Origin of the sequence: Streptomyces sp. NPDC093085 (assembly GCF_040683935.1) — a bacterium.
In the GTDB taxonomy this organism is placed as follows: domain Bacteria; phylum Actinomycetota; class Actinomycetes; order Streptomycetales; family Streptomycetaceae; genus Streptomyces.
In genome coordinates, this window is record NZ_JBFBFB010000014.1 from 164691 (window position 1) to 188896 (window position 24206).

Here is a 24206-nt window from a genome sequence, read left to right on the forward strand (position 1 = left end):
AGCGGCTAACTTTCTGAGCGCTGGAGCGGCACGGGGGCGGGGAGGCCGCCTGCCGCTCCGGCTGTCCCCCACCCCTCCGAAGGAGATGCCCACCCCATGACCGCTCGTCGCTCGGCTCGCACCGCTCGTTCGGCTCGCACCGCTCGCACGGCCACCGGGATCGCCGCACTCGGCCTCGTGCCGCTCGCGCTCGCCGTCGGGCCCGCCACCCCCGCGGCCGCCCACGGTTCGATGACGGACCCGGTGAGCCGCGTCGCCGCGTGCTTCGCCGAGGGGCCGGAGAACCCGCGGTCGGCGGCGTGCAAGGCGGCGGTCGCGGCCAGCGGGACCCAGGCGTTCTACGACTGGAACGAGGTCAACATCCCTGACGCGGCCGGGAACCACCGGCAGATCATCCCGGACGGCAAGCTCTGCGGCGCCGGCCGCGACAAGTACAAGGGGCTCGACCTGCCGCGCGCCGACTGGCCGTCGTCCCCGATGAACGCGGGCAACCACACCTTCCGGTACAAGGCCACCGCGCCCCACAAGGGCTCCTTCGAGCTGTACCTGACCAAGGAGGGGTACGACCCGACGCAGCCCCTGAAGTGGTCGGACCTGGAGGACAAGCCCTTCGCGACCGTCACCGACCCGAGGCTGGAGGACGGCGCCTACGTCTTCGACGGCGTGGTGCCGGGCCGCTCGGGCCGCCACCTCGTCTACTCGATCTGGCAGCGCTCGGACAGCCCCGAGGCCTTCTACACCTGCTCCGACGTGGTCTTCGGCGCGGACAACGGCGGCGCGGCCGGCAGCGGCAACGGCGGCCAGGCCGCCCCGCCCGCCGCCTCGGCGCCCTCGGACGAGACCATCGAGGAGGGCGCGGGGAAGTCCACCGTCGACCACAACGGCCACGGCGGCGAGAGCCACACCGCCGCCCCCGAGGAGAAGCCCGCCACGGAGCCGGCGGCCCCCACCGACAAGGCATCGGAGAACGCGGCGGGCTCCGGCGACGACGACGCCGGGGCGCCCGAGGTGAAGGCGGCGGGCGCTCCGGCGTCGCAGCCGGTCCAGCAGCCGGCGGGCGGCCAGGAGAACCTGGCCGAGACGGGCGGCTCCACCGCCACCCCGTACTACGCGGCCGGCGGCGCCGCCGCCCTCGCCATCGGCGCCGCGGTCATGTTCGGTACGGTACGGCGCCGTACGGCCACGGCGGGACGCCACGGCCGCTGACCCGGACCCCCCGCCGTCCCACGGCGGCCGGCCCCGGCCACCCGCGCCTCACTCGGCCACCCGCGCCTCGATCGGCCACCTGCCCCTCAGCCGAGCACCGAGGCGCAGGTGGTCGGCGTCGCGCGGGCCGGGTCGAGCGCGTTGGCCACCTCGTGGAAGGCGATCCGGTCCAGCAGCCCGAGCGGCGCGTGCGTGGAGAGGTCGAGCGGGCAGAGATCCTGGATCAGTACGTTGGTGACCCCGGGCCCGGTGAGGAACTGGCTCCGGTACGGGGTCACCACGTCGTCGTACCGGGTGGCGATCACGGTGTACCGGACCCCGGGCACCGTGTCGCCGCCCTCGTTGAGCTTGGTGAGGAAGGGCGATCCGGTGATCTGGTCGGCGAGCGCCGGGGTCTTCTCGGTCAGCAGTTCCTTCGCCGCCGGGAAGTACTCCAGCAGCTTCGTCAGCCCGAGCAGGGTGGTGCCCCGGTTGGACGGGGCGATCCCGGTCAGCGAGTTCACCTTCGCCGCGCCGCCCAGGAACTTCAGGTAGTAGCGCGGCATCATGCCGCCCTGCGAGTGGCCGACCAGGTCGACCTGGCCCGCGCCGGTCGCCGCGAGCACCCGGTCCACGTACGTGGCGAGCTGCCCGGCCGAGGCGTCGATCGGACCGAGGCCGAACACCAGCGGCACGCCCGGGAGTTGGCCGTAGTCGAGCGAGAAGACGCAGTATCCGCGCCGAACCAGGTACGGGGCGAGCCCGAGCCAGTTGTCGACGGAGTTGGCGAAGGTGCCGTGGACGAGGACGACGGGGCGGGGGTGGGCGGCGGAGGGCTTGCAGGAGTAGTCGTTCCAGCCGCTGCTCGTCGCCGCGGCGGTGACCGCGCCGGCGGGAGCGGGGGCGGCCACGGCGGGGACGGCCGTGGCGGTGGCGCCGGCGGTCAGCAGCAGTGCGGCCAGAACGGTGAGCGCACGTTTCCACGGCGTTTTCCGCGGCGTTTTCCAGGGCGTTTTCCGGGGCAGCATCGGGCGGTCTCCTTGCGGCTCAAGGGAGTAGCGATGGCTGTCAGCCCTGTGGCCCGGACCACACTGAGGGTGAACTACCGTCAAGTTACGCGGAAGTAGGGTAAGGAAGGAAGTTACGCGTCGGTAAAAAGTGGCGGCGTGTCGCGGCGTGCGACCCCTTGTGCCCCCGCGCAACGCATACCGCCCGCTTCATGCATCCATACGATCCGCCGGCCGCCCTTACGCCGGGCGCCGCCGATCGGCAGAATCGTCCTGAACCACGCTCTCCTACGGAAGGATTCGAGCCGGAGGTGGACGCCGGGGGTAAGGACCACGGCGGAGGGGAATGCAGGGTCTCGGTGTCTGCATGGGGCACGTACTTCGGTACGCCGGATGAGATAGGGGGCACGGGTTTGCGACGTCGGGTGCGCGCGGCGGACGGGCGGCATCTGATGGTGGAGCGTCTGGGGGATCCACGCGGCAGACCGATCTTCCTGATGCACGGCACGCCGGGCAGCAGGCTGGGTCCCGCGCCCCGTGGCATGGTGCTCTACCAGCGGGGGATGCAGCTCATCGCCTTCGACCGCCCCGGGTACGGCGGTTCGGACCGGCTCGAAGGGCGCAGTGTGGCCGATGTGGCCCAGGATGTGGTGGCGATCGCCGACGCCCTCGGGCTCGACCGGTTCGCCGTCGCGGGCCGCTCCGGCGGTGCCCCGCACGCCCTGGCGTGCGCCGCGCTGCTGCCGGACCGGGTGACCCGGGCCGCCGCGCTGGTGCCGCTGGCGCCATGGAACGCGGACGGCCTCGACTGGTTCGAGGGCATGGCCCCGTCCAACGTGGAGGCGTACACCATCGCGGCGAACGACCCGGCGGGCGTGGCGGCCCGGTTCATCCCGCGCGCCGACGCCATCCGGGCGAACCCGGTGCAGCTCCTCGACGACCTGCGCAGGGAGCTGACCGCGTCGGACCGCATGGTCGTCTCGGACTCCGGGCTCAGGACGATGCTGCTCCGCAACTACCAGGAGGGGCTGAGCGATTCGGCGTACGGGTGGATCGACGACGCGGTGGCGTTCGCGGCCCCGTGGGGGTTCGACCCGGCCGACATCCGCGTCCCGGTCCTGCTCTGGCACGGGGAGCAGGATGTCTTCTCGCCGGTGGGCCACGCCCGCTGGCTCGGCGAGCGCATCCCCGGCGCGACGGTGGTCCTGGAGCCGACGGCGGCGCACTTCGACTCGCTGCACGCCCTCCCCAGAAGCCTGACCTGGCTGCTGGCCGACTGACGGCGGCGTCCCGACCGACGGCGGGGCACTCCGTACGGGACGATGCCACCGGTGGATCACGGTGCGGGGCACGCGCCCCGCACCGTGACCCGCCTCCCCGTGACGGCCGTCCCGCTCACACCACCAGCGGCTCCAGATCCCGGGAGACCCGCCGGTCGTCCCGTGCGAACCGGGTCAGCGCGTGCTCCTCCCCCACCAGCCGGACCAGCTCCTCCACGGTCTCCACCCGGAGCTGGGCCGCCTCGCCCTTGCGCCCCAGCGCGCCCAGCGTGACGCACATGTTGGAGGCGACCGCCAGCGTCTCCGGATGGTGGGCGCCCAGCGCGACCCGCAGCCCCGCCACCGCGCTCCGCTCGGTCACCAGCGCCTCGTCCAGCTCCCCCAGGTCCGCCAGGGCGTTGGCGAGCCCGACGGTGCCGAAGAGGGTGTACGGGTGGGCGTCGCCCAGCACCTCCCGCATGGTGCGCAGCGCGCCCCGCAGCAGTTGCTCGGCCACCTCGGGCGCCCCGCAGGCCCAGTGGTACAGGCCGAGGTTGTTGATGGCGGCGAGGGTGTACGGGTGGCGGGCGCCCGGCACCCGCAGATACTGGTCGACGACCTCCTGGGTAAGATCCCGCGCCGCCACCGGCTCCCCGGCGGCGAACTGGTCGGCGGCGAGATTGAGATCGCAGGCGAGGGTGTCCGGGTTGGTGTTCTCGCCGTACTTGGCGCGGTACCGGGTCCGGGTGGCCGTCGTCAGCCGCCGCGCGTCCTCCAGCTGCCCGAACCGGCGCAGCGAAACGGCGAGGTTCTTCGCCGTGACAAGGGTGCCGGGGAACATCGGCCCCAGCCGCTCCTTGTAGAGCGCGTACGTCCGGCTGAGCAGGGTCACCGAGTCCTCGTACCGGCCGAGTTCGCGCAGGTCGCGCCCGAGGCTGGCGGCGGAGGAGAGGGTGTGCGGGTGCTCCGGCCCCAGCACCTCCGTGCGCCGGTCGAAGACGTCCTGGTCCATCTCGCGCGCCTGGGCGTACCTGCCGACCATGCGCATGTTGAGCGCCAGGTTGTTGGCGGCGGCGAGCGTCCTGGGGTGGGACTCGTGGAAGATCCCGCTGAACCCCTCGTGCGCCTCGGTGGCCAGCTCGATCGACTTGGCGTACTCGCCGAGCGTGCCCAGGTCCATGGCGAGCCCGCTGGTCGTCATGTACGTGTGCGGATGGGTCGGCCCGAGCACCCGGCGCTGCCGGATCAGGGTCTCCTCGTCCAGCTCGCGCGCCTCCACGTAACGCCCCCGCGAGCGGAAGATGTTGGAGAGGTGGAAGCGGAGATACAGGTACTGCGGGTCGTCGTTGCCGAGCCGCTCGCGCCACACCTCGCGGAGCTCGTCGGCGAGTTCGGAGGCGGCGGGCAGGTCGCCGCGCTTCCACAGGTAGCGCACCCGGTCGATGAGGAGCCTGCGGGTCTCCGGCTGGTCGCAGACGCTGGCCTCGGAGGTCGACAGGTGCGGCCAGATCGTGTTGAACCTGTCCCAGGTGGCCGGGGAGTCGATCGGTTCGTCGCCGTCCGGCCGGGCGCCCGCGAGGATCCGGTGGACGGCGTGCCGGACCTCCCGCTGCTCCTCGTCACCGAGCTGCGCCCGGATGATCGCCTGGACCAGCCGGTGCACCTGGATGGAGTTGCCGACCTGGTCGACCTTGGCCAGCGCGAACCTGCCGATCTCCCGGATGACCCGGCCCAGCACCAGGGTCTCCTGGAGGGAGCTGTCGTAGGGCTTGAGTGCCTCGATCATCTCCTTGCTGTAGAGGAGGTTGGCGGAGATCGGCTCGGGCGCGAAGAAGGCGCAGAGCTGGAGGAGCCGGACGGCGGCCGGGGAGCGCTCCTTGAGCCGGTCGATGGAGATGTTCCAGGTCGCGGCGACCGGCTCCGGGTAGCCGGCGGGCTGGTTGAGCGCGAGCACCCCGACGGCCTGCTGGCTGAGCTGGTCGAGGTATTCGGTGACGGGTGTGGCGGTCTCCGCGATCCAGGCGGCGGCCTGTTCGACGGCGAGCGGCAGGTCCCCGACGGCGGTGGCGACCTTGTCGGCGTCGGCGAGGCTCAGCCCGGGGGCGCGCCGCTGGAGGTGTTCGATGGACTCGTCACGGAGGAAGACGTCGACGGGGAGCGCGTCGCCGTACTGCGACCAGCTCTGGTTGCGGGAGGTGACCAGGATGTGGCCTGGCCCGCCGGGCGGGAAGTACCGCTGGACCACCTCGGGGTCGTCCGCGTTGTCGAAGACCAGCAGCCAGCGGCTGGAGGGCACCCCCCGGCGGAGCAGGTCGACGGCCTCCATGGACGAGGCGGCCATGTCGTCGCCGCCGTGCGCGCCGAGCCGTACGGCCAGTTCGGCGAGGGAGGCGACCACGTCGGCGGGCTGCTCGGAGGAGATCCACCACACCAGGTCGTAGTCGGCCATGAAGCGGTGCACGTACTCCAGGGCGACCTGGGTCTTGCCGACGCCGCCGAGCCCGTACAGGGTCTGCGGCTGCGGCAGGACGACGGCGAGCCCGGCGCCCAACTGGTCGCGCATCCGCTCCAGTACGGCGGAGCGCCCGGTGAAGCCGGGGTTGCGGGCGGGCGCGTTCCAGATCTTCGGTACGGTGCCGGGGAAGCGCGGCCCCGGCGCGACGGCGTCCGCGAGCTGCACGGGCCGTTCCAGGGCGCGGAGCAGTGCGGTGGTGGCGTGCACCTCGTCGAGCCGGAAGAGGTCGACCGGGTTCCGGTCGATGTACGGCGCGGTGAGCCGTACGTCCCCGACGCGCACCGGCAGCAGCCTGCGCAGCGCGCCCCCCGGGTCCTCGGAGGCGGCGCGGGACCAGATCTCCAGCGCCCGGGGCGACTTGAGATAGGCGGCGGAGAGCAGCACGACGGTGCGCGGGGCGCCGTCGGGGTGGATGCTGAACGAGCCGGTGTCGGCGGGCGAGGGCGCGGGCGGCTCGGCGGAGACATCGCGCGGGACGACCCGGAACCCGGCCCGGGTGAGCACGGACTCGATCCAGTCGGCCCACATCCGGTTCTCCGCCACATAGCTGAGGAAGAGGTCGGCGGGGAGCGCGGGCCTGCGCCGGGTGAAGGCGTCCCGGATCCGCAGCCGGGTCTCGTCGGCGACGGTGGGCATCGCGGTGACGGCGCCCTCCGTCACATAGGCGGTGAGCCGTTCGAAGGCGGAGAGCAGCGAGTTGGAGAGCCCGGCCTCGTCCCCGAAGGTCGCCAGGGTCTCCTCGTAGGCGTAGTAGGGGCGGTACGGGATCTCCACGGCGCCCCAGTACGCGGTGAGCCGCTCCCCGGCGAGCCCGGCGGGGAAGCGGTCGAACTTCAGCCGGGCCAGGGCGCGTCCGGCGTCCGCCTTCTCCTTCTCGCCCTCGTCGATGCGCATCGGCACGGGGAAGATTCTGATGCCCCGGCCGCCGTACCGTTCGTCGATCTGGCGGGCGACGGCGGCGGCGCCGTCGATGGACTGGTCGCTGAGGGTGAAGCAGTCGACCAGGACGTCGGGGAGGTGGACGGTGCAGATGTCGGCGATGTCGCTGAGCCCGGTACGGCTGTCGATGAGGACGTAGTCGTAGTGGGCGCGCATGTCGTCGCGGAGCGCGTCGAAGAAGTGGCCGCCGCCGAGCCGGTCGTAGAAGTTGTCCCAGTCGAAGGTGGAGACGGTCGCGGAGTACTCGCGGTTCTGCCGTCCCGCCGAGACGAAGTCGAGGGTGCCGCCGCCGGGGAACTCCCAGCCGAGGTTCTCGGGGGTGAGGGAGACCGCGTGCGGCTGGATCCGCGCGTACTCGCGGTGCCAGTCGTCGGAGCGCGCCACGGGGCTGGTCGCGGCCCACGCGTACTCGGTGATCAGGTCGATGACCCCGGTGGTCGCGCCGAGCGTCGAGGGGTCGAGGAAGGGGTGGAAGAAGCGGTGCAGGCCGGGCGCCTCAAGGTCCCAGTCGACCGCGAGGACGCGTTTCCCGTTGGCCGCGAGGATCCAGGCCGTGTTGGCCAGGGCCATGGTGCGGCCGGTGCCGCCCTTGTACGAGTAGAAGGTGACGATGCGTCCGTCACGACGTGCTGTCATCCGTGTCCTCCGCATCGGGCGCCAGGTCGTGCGTCTGGGGAACGTAGTGCGTCGTGGCGTATTCGGCGGCCATGGGGCCGCGCAGCCGGGGCCGTTCGGTGTGGCTGCCGCCGGCCGGCGGATAGACCTCCGCGTGCCGGAGGTACTGCTGTGCCGCCGCCTCGACGACCTGGGGCAGGATCTGTCCGAACATCTCCATGCTGGGTATGCCCTTGGCGGCGGCCCGGCAGGCCGCCCGGCCCTGACCCATTTTCTTCGGCATGGTCTGTTCGAGCCGGTCGCTCAGCTCGGCCTGGGCCTCGCGGCTCTGTTCGTCCTCCCGGTTCCAGGGGACGACGACGCTCACCCAGGGCCGGTGTTCCGCGTCGAAGGCGGCGAGCCGCTCGCGCTGTTCCTCGTCGTGCAGGGTCCACCGGTCGACCAGCAGGATCTCCGGCCGTACGGGGGACGACTTGCCGTCGTGCGGTACGGGCACCTCGTCGAACGACACGATGTCCGCCTGGTAGTTGAGGGAGCGGACCAGGTCCCGCGCGACATAGGCGAGCGGCCGGGCCGACTGCGGGTGGTACGGGTTCCAGTCCTGGGCCATCCCGCCGTAGTACTCGGCCCTGCGCCCCTCCGGCAGCCCGTGCCGGGTCGGCGCGGCCACGGTGACCTGCATCGGGCGCGGCCCTCCGCTGACCCCGAAGGCGCTGGGGGCGCTCCGGTAGTCGACCGGGCGCCCCGGGCCTATCGCCGCGGTGTCGGCGACGCTGACGATACGTTTGGCCAGTTCGTAGACGGCCCGCTGGTACTCGTCCTCGAAGATCCGGAGTTTGATCAGCCCGTAGAGCCCGTCGGTGACGTACCGGTCCCCGAAGTCCCGGTGGTTGAACTGCAACCGCTCGGCGGGGCCGGGCAGTTGGCTGGGAGGCACGGGGACCCAGAGCGCCGGGACGATCGCCTCGGCGGTGGTGTTCTTCCTGGCCTGTTCGTAGATGGCACGCTGGGCGAAGGCGTACCACTCCTTGCCGCACATCTCGCTGGCGAAGTAGCGCGGCGAGAAGAGCGGCACGAACACCCGGCAGGTGGCGAGGACTTCGGCCAGCCGCTCCGACCAGCCCTCCCCCGAGCGCATGTCACGGTCGATGAATCCGGCCTGGGCCCCGGCCGGCAGGTCGGTCATCGCCATGACATGCTCGGACAGGTCCCGGAAGAGTTTCTGCACCCACATGTCCGGGTCGGCTCCGGAGGCGCCGTCCCTGGGTGTATGCGCGTAGCTCAGGAAGAAATACGGCCGATGGTCGGCCGCTCGCTGCCGCGGTGAGGCGTGCACACGACCCCCGTCCTGTGTTGACCATCCACGTCCACGTCGTTATCGCCGGTTCCCGGCCATCCACACCGTGGCGTGCGCCACCGCGTCCTTGACGGGGAACAGCCGTGTCTCTGCCCCTCCCACCCTTCCCTTCCGCTCAAGTCCCCAGGGGAACGCGGCTCCGATCACCTCGAAGTCACTGTCGTCGAGGTGTACGTCCTCATATTCCACCCAGCGCGGTGATCCGTCCGGCGCTTTGACCACACAGTGATAAGAACGGGTGACGGCGTCCGGCCGGTATTCGGCGAGATGGAACGCGGTGCAGGCGCCGTACCCCACATTGAGGAGGAGCACCCGCGCGTCGGCCCGCTCCAGCGCGCCGAGCGGGGATTCGGGCCCCAGATGGCTGTGGAGCGGGTGCCCGCTCATCAGTTCGGCCGCGCGGGCGCCGAGGGCGGCGAAAGAGGTCTGCGGGTGGCTGCTCCGTACGGCCCCCTCGGCGGTCCGTACGGACTCGGCCAGCCGGCCCATCGCCGGGCAGGGGGTGACGGCCGGGTCGAAGGCGGGCATCCGGGCCCGGTAGGCGGCGGCCTCCCGCCGGGTGAGCCCGGCGATGGCGGCCTTGTGGGCGGTGGAGGTGTCGGAGTTCTCCGCGGTGAAGGCGGGCACGACGAGGGTGCCCTCCTCCCCCAGCGCCATCAGCAGCGCCGCCCGCAGCGTCCCGGCGTCCAGTCCGGTGCCGCGCAGCGCCGAGTGGACGAGCAGCACCTGCCCGGGGACGACCCCGAGGCCGGTCAGCTCCCGCGCGAGCCCCGCGATGTCCCCGGCTTCCCCGACGGGCTCAGACACGTTCCGCCTCCCTGTACAACGAGTCCAGCAGGGTCTTCCCCGCGACGGTGAGTTCCGGCGCGTCCCGGAGGGTGTCCAGCGCACGCAGGGCGTGGTCCCGGTGGTTCCGGTCGTACGCGGCGAGCCCGGCCCGCTCGTGGGCCCCGGCCAGCAGCGCGGAGACCGGCAGCGGCTCCGGGGACCACGGCGCGGCCCTGAGCCATCCGCCGTCCAGCGCGTAGAGGTCGGTGACCTCGGTGAGCGCCCGCAGGGCGGCCCGCCGGTGGCCGCGGAGCAGCAGCGGCGCCAGGGCGGCGGGTTCGCCCCGCACGGGGATGCCGAGCGCCCCGTACCCGTACGTGTCGCTCCACCCCCCCGACGCGGCGCGCGGCCCGCTCCCGAGCGGGGTGAGGGTGGTGAGGGTGGCCTCGGCCCCGGCGGCCTGCTCCGGGGCCGCGGCGCGGAGCAGCGCCCAGGCGGAGGCGATCCGGCGGCTCCAGTCGGCGGCCTCGTCCCGGCTCAGCCCGGGGTGGGCGGGGGCGTCGAAGCGGTCGCGGTACGGGTCCACGTCGTCCAGCGCGAGATCGGGGGCCCCGTCCCGCCCCAGCCGCCGCACGGGCCGCCACTCCCCGGTCGCCTCGTCGGCCCGCTCCACCCGGAGCTCCGCGCTCCCGGTGCGGACCACGAACCCCTTCTCGGCGAGCCGCACCTCGGCCTCGCCGGCGCTCCCCGCCGCGCCCACCCGCAGCGCGCCGAGGGTGGGGAGCGTCAGCACCCCGTCCCGGTGGCGGACCCGTACGGGTGTGTCGAGGGAGCCGCGGAGCGCGGCGGCGGCGAGGTAAGCGCCGAACTGGAGCGCGCGCCCGACGGCGTCGGGGCGGCCGGCGCGGGCGGCGGTGATCGCCTCGGCGAGCCAGGTGCGGGTGTAGGGGTGGGCGAGGACGGTGTCGAGCCCGTCGCAGGCCGCCTCGATCCGGGCGGCCAGCTCCCACGCCTCCTGCCATGCCTCGCCGCCCCGCCCGTCGAGCGCGGTGTGCAGCTCGGCCACCATCGACCGGGTCAGTTCGTACTGGGCGACGAGGAGTTCCCCCGGGTGGCCGACGGCGGGCGGCACGGTCTCGGCGCGGGTACGGGCCTCGATGCCCCGGATGAGGGCGGCGAGGTCGTGGCAGTAGACGGAGGGGTGGTCGAAGTCGCCGCGCCCGCCGGAGCCCGGTCCGCCGGTGTCCGGTCCGCCGGTGTCCGGTCCGCCGGCTCCCGCGACGCCCTCGGGCCGGTAGCGGTGGGTGTAGAGCCCGCCGCCGCACGACCGCACCAGCGGACACCGCCGGCACTCCGCGCCGATCCCCGCGAGACCGAGCTGCCGGCTCCGGACCCCGGGGTGCGCTGCGACCTCGTCGAAGGTGTGCGCGAAGACGTCGAAGCCGGTGGCGGCGGCGCCCTCGTAGGCGCTCTTGAGGGAGTCGACCTGCTCCAGGGTGCCGTCGGTCTCCACGACGACGAGGTCGGTGGGGGCGAGCCCGAGCGACTCGGTGAGGCTGGGGCCGCCGGTCAGGGTGGAGAGCACGGAGTCGAAGAGGCGTACGGGCATCGGCCGGCCATCGGCGTCCCAGCGGTCGAAGACGGCGAGCAGCCAGTCGGCGTACGCGGTGGGCGAGGCGTCGGGGCGCGGTGGCGGCTGCTCCCAGGTGGCGTGCGGCAGCAGGAAGTCGATCCGGGGCGGGTCGAGGGCGGCCAGCGCGTCGTAGACGGCGACGGGGTCGTTGGCGGCGTCGATGGTGCAGAGCAGCCCGAGGTCGAGGTGGCGGTAGCGCTCCTGGTGGAGGAGTTCGACGGCCTTGAGGACGAGGGGGTGGCTGCTGCGGCCGTCCGCGAAGCGGCGGTGCCGGTCGTTGGCGGCACGGTCGCCGTCGAGGGAGATGCCCACGCGGACGCCGAACTCGTCGAAGAGGTCGAGGTAGCGGGGGGAGAGCTGGAGCCCGTTGGTGTGGATCCGTAAGTCGAGCGCGGCGACGCCGTCCAGAGCGGCCGTCAGCTCCTCGCATACGCGGCGGAGCCGGGCGGGACCGGCGAGCAGGGGCTCCCCTCCGTGCAGGATCACTGACACGGAGGGCAGATCGTGGGCTGTGGCGTGCTCGGCCAGTCGCCGGGCCGTCCGGGAAATCGCTTCGTCAGAGATCGTTTTCGGGCGGGTACGCCAGCTCTGATCAGCGTGTTCGTAGATATAGCAGTGGTCGCACGCAAGATCGCACCTGCTGTGGACCTTCACAACGATCTCGCGGAAGGGGACCAGGGGTCCTGTCATTCCACCAGTCTAGTGCCAGGGCGGCACGGAAATCCGCTCCCGGAATGCCTCCTAGAGCGCCGAGTTGAAGCTCGACACCCGGGCGGTGCGGTCGCTGGGCATGGGGAGCACCCGACCGAGCTTCCTGGCGACACCGGCGTCGCGGACATCGATCTCTGCGAGCGGGACACGGTTCTTCTTCGCGGCGGCGAAGACGACAGAGGTCTGAGGGGTCACGGCGGCCGTCCTTGATCATGTCGGTGCAACGGGGGACACCGCACCGTTGCGGTGCCAGCGGCTCGACTTTACTCTCATGAACGCGTGCGGCAACTCAACACAGACACATGGGACCGAAGCGTTGCCGGGTTTTCACCACCGGGTGCGGAGCGCGTAGTTCCGCTGATCGAGTGACAACAAAACAGCAGACGGGGGCGCGCATGGCCGACTTACGCGGACCACTGCACAGCATGGTCTTCCGCAGTGCTGACCTGCCGGTTCTCTTCCATCAGGCGGACGCCATCGCCATCCGCCGGCAGCGCCAGGCGGTCACGGCGACGCGCCGTCAGCTCCTGCTGCTGGTGCTGGGCGCGGTGCTGGCCTCGCTGCCCTGGAGCTGGGGGCTCGGCGACAGCTTCCAACTCACCGCCGCCCTGGGCGCGTTGGCGTATGCGGCGGTGCTGCTGGTGTCCTTCCGCGCGGCGGGTCAGAGAGCAAAGTCACACTGGCAACTCAACCGCTCCGCCGCCGAGTTCATCAAATCGCTCTCCTGGCGGTACGCGGTGCACGGCGCCCCCTTCGACTCCGGGGTGGCCGGATCCGCCGCCCTCTTCGCGACCCGGCTGGAGGCCGGGCTGGCGGAGTTGCGCAAGGTGGGGTGGGCGGACCCCAGGGAGGATCCGGCGGCCGGCGCGTCCGACGGCGGGGAACTGATCACGCCCGCGATGCGGATGCTGCGGGAGAAGCCGTTCCAGGCCAGGAAGGAGACGTACGTCAGGGACCGGCTGATCGAGCAGCGCAACTGGTACCACCGGCGCACGGTGGTCTCCCGGCGGGCCACCGCCCTCTGGTCGGCGACCATCGCCGTACTGACCCTGCTGGCCCTCCTGATGGCGCTGCTGCGGACCTTCGGGGTGACCCACTCCACCACGCTGCTGGGGCTGTTGTCGGCGGCGGCCGTGGCCTGTCTGGCGTGGAGCGAGACCCGGCGCCACCAACCCCTCATCTCCGCCCACTCGTTGGTGGAGGAGGACCTGGCGGCGATGCACACGGCGATGGAGACGATGGTGACCGAGGAGCAGTGGGCGAACGCGGTCTACGAGACCGAGCGCATCGTCTCGCCCCAGCACACCGACTGGCTGGTGCGGCACCGCAGTTGAGGCATGGGCGCGGCGGGCGCGACAGGGGCGCGGGCGGGCCGGGTCAGGCGCGCTCGACGCCCTCGCACCAGATCACGGTGACCGGCTTCCCGCGCTCGCGCGCGTACCGGACGATGTCCCCGGTGCCGCCGAGCCCCCGGGCCGGCCGGCCGTCCCAGACCGCGAGCAGCCGGTCGCAGTTGTCGGCGATGTACGTGCCGGCCGCGTAGTACGCCTCGTCGGTGGAGTGCGGATAGGCCATCCGGACCTCCAGCGTGGCCCGGTCCTTCAGCCGCCGGTAGCCGTCGAGTTCGGCCGGGTCCTCGAAGCCGTCCTCGTAGTCCCCGCTGGGGATGACCACGGTCAGCTCGGCCCCGTGGTCCAGCGCGAGCACCGCGAAGAGCTGGTCCGCGCCGGCCGCCAGGCTGGAGAGCGCCTCCAGCGACCCGGTCTGGCCGTGGCTGTGCAGGACGGCGGCGATCCCCGCCCGGATATGCGCGTACGCCTCCGCGGGGATGTCCCGGTGGCCGGTCACTCCGATACGTTTCACGGTTCCACGGCCCCCGGTCCCTCTGCGGCGCACACGCCGACATCTTCTCAGAGACACGGAGGCGAGCCCCCGCCCGGCGTCCGGACGGGGACTCGCCCCACGCTCCGTCAGGGCCGTTCTTCCTCACCGGCCCCGGCGGGTACTGCCCGCTGTGCGTCCTTCGGTCCGTACGGCACTAGACGAGCGAGACCCCGTAGGCGCTCAGGGCCGCCGTCACGGGCTGGAAGTACGTCGTACCGCCCGAAGTGCAGTTGCCGCTGCCGCCCGAGGTCAGGCCGACGGCGAGCGAGCCGGAGTAGAGCGGGCCGCCGCTGTCGCCGGGCTCGGCGCAGACGTTGGTGCGGATGAGGCCGCTGACGATGTCGCCGCCGCCGTAGTTCACCGTGTAGTTCAGACCCGTCACCGAGCCGCTGTGGATGCCTGTCGTGGAGCCGCGGCGCGTGACGGACATCCCGGTGGACGCGTTGGTCGATCCGGTGATGGTGACGCTGCCCACGGTGCCCGGATGGGCCAGTGAGGTGTTGGCGTACCGCACGATCCCGTAGTCGTTGCCCGGGAAGCTGGAGCCGGCCGACGGGCCGATGCTGGTGGCGCCGGAGGAGCTGGTGTACCAGGCGGGCAGGCCCTCGGTGCAGTGGCCGGCCGTCAGGAAGTAGTACGTGGAGCCGCTGCGGACGTTGAACCCGGCCGAGCACCGCCACTGGCTGGTGTACACGGCGTCGCCGCCGGAGATGAGCTTGGAGAGCGTGCCCGTGGTGCGTTCGACGCGGAGCGCGCCCGCGTTGGTGCCCGCGGCCTGCTTGAGCGTGTCGATCTCGCCCTGGGTGACGGTGGAGTCGGCCTGGACGACGACGGTGCCGCCGGCCGGGTCGACGGCCCAGGCGGTGCCCGCGACATCGGCCTCCAGGACGGCGTCGCTCGCCGCGGTGAGCTGGCTCGCGCTGAACGTGGCGGCCGGGGCGGCACTCGCTGTGGGTATCGCGAGGGCGGCCGCCGCGGCTATTCCGGTGGTGACGGCGATCAGGCGGACGCGTCTTGCCACGCCGTTGAGGGGGTTGGTGCGCTTGATCCTCACTGGTCGTTCCTCCCGAGGGGAATCGGGGGCCCGTTCTGTGGGGTTCAGGGGCCCGTGTGAGGCGCGGCCGGCAGCACAGTGCGCCCAGGGGTCACCCGGGTCGCACCGCATTCCCGACCGGCGCTGCACGGGAGTATTGGCGGCCTCAACTCCCGCCGCAAGGGCGCCTTTTGGCCTCACCGGGACCGGTGGGGCGGACGGGGCGCCCGAGGCGTCGGCGGGGTCGGCTCAGACGGTCAGCACGGTGTGTTCGCCCACCGGGACCGCGAACGGGAGGGTGTTGCCGGGCGGCGGGAACGGGCAGATGAAGTGGTCGGCGAAGGCGCACGGCGGGAGCAGCGCGCGGTTGAGGTCGACCGTGATCCGCCCGTCGGCGGCCGGGGCCCCGGGGCGCAGGAAGCGGAACGGGAAGCCGCCCGCGCCACCGGCGGCGTCGGCGAAGACGGCCCACAGCGCGCCGTCGGACTCCACCGCGACCTGAAGAGTGTGTTCCGTTCCGCCGACGGTGAAGGCGAGCACACCGCCGAGGCCGAGGCCGCGCTCGCGCCCGTCGGCGTTGGCGACCCGTACGGTACGGCCGGTGTCGTACGGCAGGAAGCGCCCCGGTACCACCCACTCCGGGTCGTACGGGGTGGCCTCGATGGACCGGAAGGCGCGCCGCGCCGGGGAGTCCGGGTCGAAGTCGCGGACGGCCCAGAGCCCTTCGCGGCGCAGCACGAGCAGCCTGCGGGAGCCTGCCGCGATCCGGGCCCCGGCGGCGGGTCCCGCGTCGGCGGTGAGCCGGATCCCGCCGGTGAGCGGCGCGCCGTCGGCGCTCAGCCCGTCCTCGGCCGTCGCGGTCAGCACGACCGTCTCGCCGTCCTCGTCCGCGCGCCAGAGACCGGGGAGCCCGGGGAGGGTGCCCTCGGGGTGGTCGGTGAGCCAGTGGGTGCCGGTGAGCGCGAGCGGTCCGTACGGTGCCGAGACGGCCGCGGCGCGGCGTTCGCACCAGTGCGCCCACTCCTGGGCGGGTTCGGGCGAGGATTCCGTTGTCATACCGTCCTACCTTTCCATACCGGTTCGGCGCCCCCACGGGACGCCGCACCGTTCAACACCCGGCGCGGCTCCCCCCATACCGCTCCCCGGCACCTCAGCAGTCGCAGCTACAGCACTCGCAGCACTCCGCGCAGTTGCCGCAGCATTCGCACCCCTGGCAGCACCCCTCGCAGCAGTCGCCCTGCTCGCAGCACCCCTCGCGCTTCTTCCCGGACCAGGGCCCCTCGTACTCGCTCCGGCAGCACATCTGGCATGTACAGCAGAGCCCCAGAAAGGCCGCGCATCCGGCGAGCAGCCCGCGCGGGGACCCCGGTGGCCGGTACCGGCCCGACGGGGTGCCGGGCGGTACGTCCCGGGAGCCGGGATCGGCGCCGCCCCCGGCATCGGTGCCGGGTCCGGTGTCCGTGCCGGTGTCGGTGCCGGGCGCGCCGGGTGCGCCGTGGGCGCACCGCGTGGTGCCGAAGGCGCGGTCGACGGAGGTGGGGAGTTCATGGACGAGCAGGACATGGGCGAGCCGCCGGTCGGCGAACTCCACGTCACGCAGCGCGAGCCGGATCCCGTGCACGGCGTCGTCGGCGAGTTCGCGCGCCCGCTGCCGGGAGGTGCCGGTGGCGGTGAGCGGGTTCCAGGCCCCTGACGCGGCGTCGGCGGCCTGGTCCTCCACGGCGTCCAGGAGATGCGCGAGCCGCCCGAAGAGCCGCCCCACCTCGGCCAGCGGCGCCTGGTTGGCCGGGCGTCCGGCGAGCACGGCGGTGTACGCGAAGGCCGCCGCCGTCGCGGTCTCGGTCGGCTCCACCACGGTGAGCAGCGGCGTACCGGGCCCGGCCAGCGCCTCGATACCGGGCTGGCGGTCGACCGCGTCGACCAGGACGGCGGTGGAGAAGCCGAGACCGGCGCCGGTCCGGGCGCCCGCCCGGTCCCAGCCGGAGGCGACCCGGCGCGCGGCGGCGGCGAGCGGCGCCCGGCGCAACAGCCCGTCCCCGTCGGCGGCGTGGTCCCGTACCTTCGCCGAGGCGAGGACGAGCGAGACGGCGGCGGCGAGCCGGGCGCCCTCGCCGCGCGCGACCGGCGCGGTGCGCATCCCGCGGAGCGGACAGGGCCCGGCGGTGCGGCGCGCCCCGGGGAGGGGCCCGGTCTGAGCCTCCGTCAGAACGGAGACAAGAAGACCGTCATAATTGGTGACAATTCTGGAGAACTGCCCGTGCCCCGCACGGAGTGCGAGGCAGAGCCCGCAGAGATGGGCCATCCACTCGGCCTTGAGTTCGGCACCGAGCCGGTGCGAACAGGGCCTGACGATTCCGAACACGACGTTCCCCCGAGAGTCGCTCTGTTGTGCGGTGGTGCGGTGCGCGTCGCATCGTATCCAGCGCTCCGTTCACCCGGTCGACCCTCACTTCACCCATCTGGCCGGAACGTAATATTTTGCACCTGCTTCAGGGGCCGTATCCTGGAGGAACCTTGACGAATCGCCACATCTTCTGCACCAGTACCGTCACGAATCGTCTGCGCGCCGACTATCCCCTTGGCGCACGATCCGCATGATGGACCACGATAGGGATAGGGAACTTCAAGTGACCGCGGTGAAAGGAGGCGTCCATGGGATCGGTGCGTAAGGCGAGTGCCTGGCTGGGCCTCGTCGAGGACAACGACGAGCGTTACTACGACGACGAGTACGCCGAGGGTGCGGAGAGCGGCGAGACCTGGAAGAGCGAGCCGCGTATGCGGGTCGCCGCCGAGGCCCCCGCCCAGGAGCCGGACCGCAGGATCGCCACCGTGTCGCCGGAGTCCTTCCGGGACGCCCGGGCCATCGGCGAACTCTTCCGGGCCGGCACCCCCGTCATCATGAACCTCACCGCCATGGAGCCCGCCGACGCGAAGCGCGTCGTCGACTTCGCCGCCGGTCTGATCTTCGGGCTGCGCGGGTCGATCGAGCGGGTCGCCACCCGGGTCTTCCTGCTGAGCCCGGCCGACACCGAGGTCGTCAGCGGTGACACGGCGGGCCGGCCGCAGGACGGCTTCTTCAACCAGAGCTGAGCGAGGCGGCTCACCGGAACGCGTCGAGCCCGGTGAGCGCCTTGCCCAGGACGAGCTGGTGCATCTCGACGGTGCCCTCGTAGGTGAGCACCGATTCGAGGTTGGTCGCATGGCGCATCACGGGATACTCCAGCGAGATCCCGTTGGCGCCGAGGATCGTCCGCGCGGTCCGGCAGATCTCGATCGCCTCCCGGACATTGTTCAGCTTGCCGAAGCTGACCTGTTCGGGGCGGAGCCGGCCGCTCTCCATCCGCCGCCCCAGATGGTGGGCGAGCAGGATCCCCTTGTGCAGTTCGACCGCCATGTCGGCGAGTTTGGCCTGGGTGAGCTGGAAGCCGCCGATCGGCCTGCCGAACTGCTCCCGGCTCCGCGCATAGCCGAGCGCGGCCTCGAAACTCGCCCGCGCCGCGCCCATGGCGCCCCACACGATGCCGTACCGCGCATGGCTCAGACAGCTCAGCGGCCCCCGGAGCCCGGTGACCCCGGGGAGGACCGCGTCGGCGGGCAGCCGGACCTCGTCCAGGACCAGTTCGCTGGTGACCGAGGCGCGCAGCGACCACTTGTGGCGGATCTCGGGGGCGGAGAAGCCGGGCGTACCGGCCGGCACGAGAAACCCTCTGATGCCGTCGCCGCCGTCCGCGCCGTCCGTCCGGGCCCAGACGACGGCGACGCCCGCCACCGAGCCGTTGGTGATCCACATCTTGCGCCCGGTGAGCACCCAGTCGCTCCCGTCGCGCCGGGCACGGGTGCGCATCCCCGCCGGGTCGGAGCCGTGGTCCGGCTCGGTGAGCCCGAAGCAGCCGATGGTCTCGCCCGCCGCCATCGCCGGCAGCCAGCGCTCCTTCTGTTCCCCGGAGCCGTAGCGGTGGATCGCGTACATGGCGAGCGAGCCCTGTACGGAGACGAGGGAGCGGATGCCCGAGTCGGCGGCCTCCAGCTCCAGACAGGCCAGCCCGTACTGGACGGCGCTCGCGCCCGCGCAGCCGTACCCCGTCAGGGACATGCCCAGCGCGCCGAGCGAGCCCAGCTCCCGGGCGAGCTCGCGGACCCCGGGGAGTTCGCCGCGCTCGTACCAGTCGGCGATGTACGGCATCACCCGGTCGGCGGCCCAGGCGCGCACCGTGTCCCGGATCGCCAGGTCCTCCGGGGCGAGCAGCTCGTCGAGGCCGAGGGGGTCCCCCGGGTCGAAGGACGGCGGCCTGACGGCTGACGCCGGCGGTACGGACATGCACGCCTCCGGTTCGACGGACGGAGTCGGCGGCGCTTCCCGTGAAACGCCCTGGTGGGAGCCGAGCGCCGACGTTACGGGTCAGCGCGCCGCGCGTCCAGACCCGGCCCGGGCGGCGGGTCCCCGGCTCCGCGGTACGGCCGCCTCGACGGGGAGCGCGGGAACGGGCCCGGGGGCGCTCCGCATCCGGGGCGGGCGGCGGTCGGCGGGCCGGCTCCGCTCCGGATCGCGCGGCGGCGGGCGCACCTCGTGCCCGGCGGGCGCGGGCACCCCGTCGTCCTCCCCGGCCCGGTCCCCGGCGGGCGCCGGGCACTCCATCGCGCGCGGCAGACGGAGCGCCGCGAGCGCGCCGAGCAGCAGCAGGGCGGCGCTGACCAGCAGCGTCACATGGAGGCCGTGGACGTAGGCGTCGCGCGCCGCGGTGCGGACCGCGTGCCCGGCGGGGCCGCCGAGCCGATCGGCGACCTGGTACGCCTCGCCGAGCGAGTCGGCGGCGCCCCGGCGCGCGGCGGGCGGGACACCGTGCGCGGAGGTCATCGCGGGCGCGTACACCGCGTTCATCACACTGCCGAGGAGGGCTATGCCCATGCCCGCGCCGAGCTGGTAGGAGGTCTCGCCGATCGCGGCGGCGCCGCCCGCCTGCTCCGCCGGGGCCTCGCTGAGCATCGACTCGTACGCCCCGAAGAGCGTGGTCTGGAGCCCGAAGCCGAGCAGGACGAAGCCGCTGGTGAGCAGGGCGGGCCGGTCGTGCTGGCCCATCAGGACCAGGAGCAGCACGGCGGTGGCGGTGAGCACGAAGCCGCACGACACCATCCGGCGCGGGCCCAGCACCCGGAGCGTGGCGGAGCCGGTGACCCCGGCGGCCATGGCGGCGAAGGTGAGCGGCAGCAGCCGCAGCCCGGTCTGGAGCGGGCTGAGCCCGAGGACGAGCTGGAGGTACTGGACGGCGATGAGTTCCAGGCCGACCAGGGCGAGCATGGCGAGGACGATGCAGCCGACGGAGGTGGAGAACGTCGGCCTGGCGAACATCCGGACGTCGATCAGCGGATGGGTTCTGCGCCGCTGGCGCCGCACGAAGAGGACCAGCAGCGCGGCACCGGCGCAGAGCGGGAGGAGCGTCGGAGCCCCGAGCGGCTCCTCGCCCGCGCCGAGCCGCTTCACCCCGTACACCACCCCGAGCACCCCGGCGGCGGCGGTGAGCGCGCCGATGACGTCCCAGGGGCCGTCGTCGGCGCCCCGGGACTCGGGCAGGACCAGCCGGCCGACCGGCAGCATGAGCGCGAGCAGCGGGAGGTTGACGAGGAAGACGGAGCCCCACCAGAAGTGCTCGACGAGAAAACCGCCGAGGACCGGGCCGACCGCGGCGCCGACGGCGGCGACGGCCGTCCAGACGCCGATGGCCATGGCGCGTTCCCGCCGGTCCGGGAAGACCGCGCGGAGGATCGAGAGGGTCGCCGGCATGATCATGGCGCCGCCGACGCCGAGCAGGGCCCGGGCGGCGATCAGCACCAGCGGGGTGGTGGCGAGGACGGCGAGCGCCGAGGCGGCGCCGAAGAGCGCGTATCCGGTCAGCAGGACCCGGCGCCGCCCGATCCGGTCGCCGAGGGTGCCGAAGAGGATCAGCAGCGCCGCGCAGACCAGCGGGTAGACGTCCACGATCCACAGCAGCTCGACGCCGCTGGGGCGCAGGTCGGCGGTGAGGGCGGGGACGGCGACATGGAGCACGGTCGCGTCGAGCGCGACCAGCAGCAGGCTCACACAGAGGACGAGCAGGACGAGCCAGCGGTTCGCCCCGCCTCCGGCCGGGCGCGGCCGTGCTCCGGCCGTGGTGGTCCCGGACATCTGCGTACCTCCCATGCGTACTCGCGCTCGGCGGGCCCTACGGGGACACGGATCCCCAGGTGGGCCCGGCATCGACGGGCGAGTGAGCCGTCAGCGTACGCGAGTGTCCCCGCGTGGCACATGGCCTGGCTCTCACCCGCCCTGACCAGGCAGTGTGGCGTACACCACGCCGCCGGGGTCCGTCCCGGGCCCGGGGTGCGACGCGAGCGTCAGGGAAATTCCGCGCGAAGCCCCGGTGAACTCATTCTTATCCGTGTAATGACACTCCGGGGAACGGCCTGCTCATTAATAGGGCCGAAGGTCCCGGGCGATTTCCGGAAGGGGTTCGGCGGAAATGTGATCCGAGACATAGTCCACATCACATCGTCATCACAAAGAGACCGGATCGCCCGGTTCACACACTCACTCGCTGTAACGTCCTTTGCGTGCGTACCGACATCTTCGCCCGCCTGGACCGGGAGCCGGAACCGCCGAAGATAGAGATCCCGCGGATGAGCCGGACCCGTAAGGCACTCTTCGGCGGGACTCTGGCGTTCTATCTCGCCATCGTCGTCGCCGTGCTCGCCTCGACCTCGCTGGTGATCGTCGACTGGAAGATCATGCTCTTCCGGCCCTACCAGCAGTGGCCGGCCATCCACCCGTACCTGGACTACTTCGTGGTGCTCGGGCAGCGCGGCCCGACCGCCGCGATGATCGCGGCCTGGCTGGGGTGGCGCTCCTGGCGCCAGCACACGCTCCGTCCGCTGCTGGCGCTCGGGGTCGCGCTGCTGCTGCTCAATGTGACCGTCGGGGCGGTCAAGCTCGGCCTCGGCCGGCTCGGTCCGCACTACGCGACGCAGATCGGCTCGCCGGAGCTCTTCGCCGGCGGCGATATATTTCCCTCGGGTCACACCGCCAACGCCGTGGTGACCTGGGGAATCCTCTCCTATCTGGCCACCACGCCACGGGCCAGGCGCTATCTGTCGGTGATGTCGTCGCTGGTGGCGCTCGGGGTCGGCGCGACCACCGTCTACCTCGGTACGCACTGGCTGAGCGATGTGCTGCTCGGCTGGGCCGCCGGGCTGCTGATCCTGCTGGCGCTGCCCTGGACGGAGCCGCTGATCGGGCGCGCCGAGCGGGAGATCCTCGCCGCCCGCGAGCGCTGGCGCGCGCGCCGTCGCGCGGTGCTCGCCGCGCCGGTGGCGGAGGAGCCCGCCAGGCTCCCGGAGACGGTCCCCCAGGGCGCTCAGCAGGCCGTGGAGGGCACGCCGTGCGACGCGGCGGGTCCCGCGCACGGCGGGCGCCCCGCGACCGTCAGGGGCGCGTCCCAGCTCACCGCGGGGCCCCGGGCGCACACGGTGCGCTCGGAGCGGACCCCGCTGCCCCCGGCGGGCGGCAGCCGCCGCCCGCCCCGCTCCCGGCCGCTGACCGGCGGCTGAGGGCTTCCGACGGCGGCCGAGGGGGGCCGGGCGCGCCGGCTGACGTAGCGGATCAGCCGGACCAGCAGCGGACGACCCGGCCCCCGTCGACCTCGAAGTTCAGCCGTCCCACCACGAACTCCATCGTGATGATCGAGCCCGGCGGCAGCGCCCGCAGATGGGTCCAGCCGCGCGCGCGGGCCCGCCGCTCGGCGCTCTCGGGGTCGAGTCCGACGTACGACTCGGGCGCGTCGTCGGGTTGCCGGGGCGGTGTCGGTACGGGTGCCATACCACTCACCGTAAGCGCCGGGCGGCCCCGAAGGAAGCGCGCGGATACCACGGGAGGCGCACCGGATACCGGCGAGAACGGCCGCGTCCGCCCGCGGTCACACTTGTGTCACAGCTTCCCGACACTCTCCGCGCCGGCCCCGCGTCACTCTTACGGAGCATTTAGCCGTATCCGTCGATAATTCCACCGCCGCGAAGATCACATAATTTTCCGGCCCGGAATTCCCGCCCCGTACCGCCGCACAAAACACGGAGACGTTTCGAGGTCACGGGCGAACGTCAATTAAGCGAATTCGTTCCGCCCCCGGTCTCCGCACGTGGACCGCCGTTAACACCGGCGGCCCCGCACCCGATCCGCCCCCGGCGCCACCGGAAGAACCAACCGGATCCGGCCAGCCGCCGCGCCGTTCCTACCTGTTCCGGCCACCGGCCGGGTACGGAGCCGGGCGGTTCGATTTCCGTGCGCCTCCGCGCGTGACCCGGGCCACGGGTCGCCCGTTGTCTCTGTACGAGCCGGGAACAGCCCGGCCCACGCACCGAGTTCGAGGAGCCACCCCGTGCCGCGCATGCTCGATGTCAGCGAGGACGTCCGCGCCGAGATCGGCGACGAAGAAGCCGACCGCCTGCTCGCCGGCGAGAACTCCCCGGGCAGCTACGACTGCACCTCCTGCCGGACCCCCGGCGACTCCGAACAGGAGCGGACCAGCACCGTTCTGTTCGTGGGTGAGGAGACCGCGGTCCTCGCCTTCGCCCACGCCACCTGCATCCCCTCCCAGGTCGTCCAGGTCGCCGAGGAACAGCTCCAGGGCGCCGTCCGCTCCATCACCGGCGGCGAGAGCCCCCGGCCGCCGCAGACGCCCCCGGCCGCCGCCCCCGGACAGGCCGTGCTCGGCGTCACCAGCGGTCTGGTGCTGCTGGAGGAGGAGCTGCACCCGGCGCTCGTCGTCGAGCCGACCGCCCCGATCGCCCGGCCGGGCTCCGACTCCCCCACCGACGAGTTCCTCACGCTCCTGATCGAGCAGGGCTTCCAGCCGGTCCACGCGCTGGAGTCGGTGCCCGCGCAGAACCCGGGGTGGTCGGTGCTGCTCGCCATGGGCCAGCTCCACGCCGTGCTCCAGCCCGGCACCGACGGCGGCTCCCCCACCGCCTGGTGGCAGGCGCACCAGCCGCTCCAGGTCACGGAGGGGTGGCGGACGGCCGCCAACAAGTCCCAGCGGGTGCTGGTCTTCGCCGCGCCGGTCGGCTCCATCGGCCAGCAGCCCCGTGAGGACCTGCTCCGCGAGGCCCTGGAGAAGGCCGCCGCCAACGGGAACCTGGTGGCGGCCATGATGCCGCTGGCCGGCACATGACGGAGGCCGCCCGGCGGGACCACCGGCCGCGCCCCCACCCGGGGGCGGCGAATTCGCCGGGCACCCCGCATCCGACGGACGGCGGGGTCGTTGGCACGTATGTGCA

General features: G+C 72.8%; 19 protein-coding genes. 6 read left to right on the plus strand and 13 right to left on the minus strand.

Translation table 11 applies throughout. The annotated features are described in order from the left end of the window. Positions 1-96 precede the first annotated feature (96 nt). Entirely contained in the window at positions 97-1206 is a 1110-nt protein-coding gene (locus AB0O07_RS29935; protein WP_365639054.1) for a lytic polysaccharide monooxygenase, read from the plus strand. Positions 1207-1292: 86 nt separating this feature from the next. Here AB0O07_RS29935 and AB0O07_RS29940 read toward each other — a convergent pair whose 3' ends face one another. Further along, positions 1293-2213, minus strand: coding sequence for an alpha/beta fold hydrolase (locus AB0O07_RS29940; protein ID WP_365639056.1), 921 nt, complete (start codon positions 2211-2213; stop codon positions 1293-1295). A gap of 392 nt (positions 2214-2605) precedes the next feature. Between AB0O07_RS29940 and AB0O07_RS29945 the strand changes: the two genes are divergently transcribed. Further along, a complete protein-coding gene (locus tag AB0O07_RS29945) occupies positions 2606-3472 on the plus strand; it encodes an alpha/beta fold hydrolase (protein ID WP_365639058.1) in 867 nt (288 codons plus the stop codon). A gap of 115 nt (positions 3473-3587) precedes the next feature. On the opposite strand, the gene fxsT is transcribed toward AB0O07_RS29945, so the two are convergent. Genes fxsT through fxsA form a run of 5 tightly spaced genes read right to left on the minus strand, consistent with a single transcriptional unit; the run spans position 3588 to position 12184 of the window. Beyond that, the gene (gene fxsT, locus AB0O07_RS29950; RefSeq protein WP_365639061.1) at positions 3588-7541 is read right to left on the minus strand and encodes an FxSxx-COOH system tetratricopeptide repeat protein; all 3954 of its coding nucleotides are present in this window, start codon (positions 7539-7541) and stop codon (positions 3588-3590) included. Next, entirely contained in the window at positions 7525-8856 is a 1332-nt protein-coding gene (locus AB0O07_RS29955) for a TIR-like protein FxsC (protein ID WP_365639063.1), read from the minus strand. The genes fxsT and AB0O07_RS29955 overlap by 17 nt, the downstream gene beginning before the upstream one ends. Positions 8857-8895: 39 nt before the next feature. Further along, positions 8896-9684, minus strand: coding sequence for an AAC(3) family N-acetyltransferase (locus tag AB0O07_RS29960; RefSeq protein WP_365639066.1), 789 nt, complete (start codon positions 9682-9684; stop codon positions 8896-8898). Continuing rightward, entirely contained in the window at positions 9677-11968 is a 2292-nt protein-coding gene (gene fxsB / locus AB0O07_RS29965) for a radical SAM/SPASM protein FxsB, inactivated metallohydrolase extension form (RefSeq protein ID WP_365639069.1), read from the minus strand. The genes AB0O07_RS29960 and fxsB overlap by 8 nt, the downstream gene beginning before the upstream one ends. Positions 11969-12019: 51 nt before the next feature. Then, complete coding sequence (fxsA, locus tag AB0O07_RS29970) at positions 12020-12184, minus strand: FxSxx-COOH cyclophane-containing RiPP peptide (protein ID WP_365639071.1); 165 nt, start codon at positions 12182-12184, stop codon at positions 12020-12022. Between the two features lie 230 nt (positions 12185-12414). Here fxsA and AB0O07_RS29975 point away from each other — a divergent pair, with 230 nt between their 5' ends. Then, a complete protein-coding gene (locus AB0O07_RS29975; protein ID WP_365639214.1) occupies positions 12415-13323 on the plus strand; it encodes a DUF4231 domain-containing protein in 909 nt (302 codons plus the stop codon). A 43-nt stretch (positions 13324-13366) separates the two neighbouring features. Here the strand turns inward: AB0O07_RS29975 and AB0O07_RS29980 are convergent, their stop codons facing one another. The 4 genes from AB0O07_RS29980 to AB0O07_RS29995 form a co-directional block, all read right to left on the minus strand. Then, entirely contained in the window at positions 13367-13852 is a 486-nt protein-coding gene (locus AB0O07_RS29980; protein ID WP_365639073.1) for a hypothetical protein, read from the minus strand. Positions 13853-14027: 175 nt separating this feature from the next. Beyond that, entirely contained in the window at positions 14028-14927 is a 900-nt protein-coding gene (locus tag AB0O07_RS29985) for a S1 family peptidase (RefSeq protein WP_365639076.1), read from the minus strand. 228 nt (positions 14928-15155) lie between these two features. Beyond that, on the minus strand, positions 15156-15962 hold the full coding sequence (locus tag AB0O07_RS29990; protein WP_365639078.1) for a DUF1684 domain-containing protein: 807 nt from the start codon (positions 15960-15962) through the stop codon (positions 15156-15158). Between the two features lie 94 nt (positions 15963-16056). Beyond that, positions 16057-17268 carry a DUF5685 family protein gene (locus tag AB0O07_RS29995; RefSeq protein WP_365639080.1) on the minus strand — a complete coding sequence of 404 codons (1212 nt, stop codon included), beginning with the start codon at positions 17266-17268 and terminating at the stop codon, positions 16057-16059. 290 nt (positions 17269-17558) lie between these two features. Here AB0O07_RS29995 and AB0O07_RS30000 point away from each other — a divergent pair, with 290 nt between their 5' ends. Further along, positions 17559-17996: a cell division protein SepF gene (locus AB0O07_RS30000; RefSeq protein ID WP_365639083.1), complete on the plus strand. Its 438-nt coding sequence runs from the start codon at positions 17559-17561 to the stop codon at positions 17994-17996. A 10-nt stretch (positions 17997-18006) separates the two neighbouring features. Here AB0O07_RS30000 and AB0O07_RS30005 read toward each other — a convergent pair whose 3' ends face one another. Together AB0O07_RS30005 and AB0O07_RS30010 are read right to left on the minus strand one after the other, a co-directional pair. After that, a complete protein-coding gene (locus tag AB0O07_RS30005) occupies positions 18007-19224 on the minus strand; it encodes an acyl-CoA dehydrogenase family protein (protein ID WP_365639086.1) in 1218 nt (405 codons plus the stop codon). A gap of 81 nt (positions 19225-19305) precedes the next feature. Beyond that, positions 19306-21066, minus strand: coding sequence for an MFS transporter (locus AB0O07_RS30010; protein WP_365639088.1), 1761 nt, complete (start codon positions 21064-21066; stop codon positions 19306-19308). A gap of 425 nt (positions 21067-21491) precedes the next feature. Between AB0O07_RS30010 and AB0O07_RS30015 the strand changes: the two genes are divergently transcribed. Continuing rightward, a complete protein-coding gene (locus AB0O07_RS30015) occupies positions 21492-22484 on the plus strand; it encodes a phosphatase PAP2 family protein (protein WP_365639090.1) in 993 nt (330 codons plus the stop codon). 52 nt (positions 22485-22536) lie between these two features. Here AB0O07_RS30015 and AB0O07_RS30020 read toward each other — a convergent pair whose 3' ends face one another. Next, positions 22537-22752, minus strand: a complete 216-nt coding sequence (locus AB0O07_RS30020) for an I78 family peptidase inhibitor (protein WP_365639092.1) — start codon at positions 22750-22752, stop codon at positions 22537-22539. 556 nt (positions 22753-23308) lie between these two features. Between AB0O07_RS30020 and AB0O07_RS30025 the strand changes: the two genes are divergently transcribed. After that, positions 23309-24100 carry a hypothetical protein gene (locus AB0O07_RS30025; RefSeq protein ID WP_365639095.1) on the plus strand — a complete coding sequence of 264 codons (792 nt, stop codon included), beginning with the start codon at positions 23309-23311 and terminating at the stop codon, positions 24098-24100. The last annotated feature ends 106 nt before the right edge of the window (positions 24101-24206 follow it).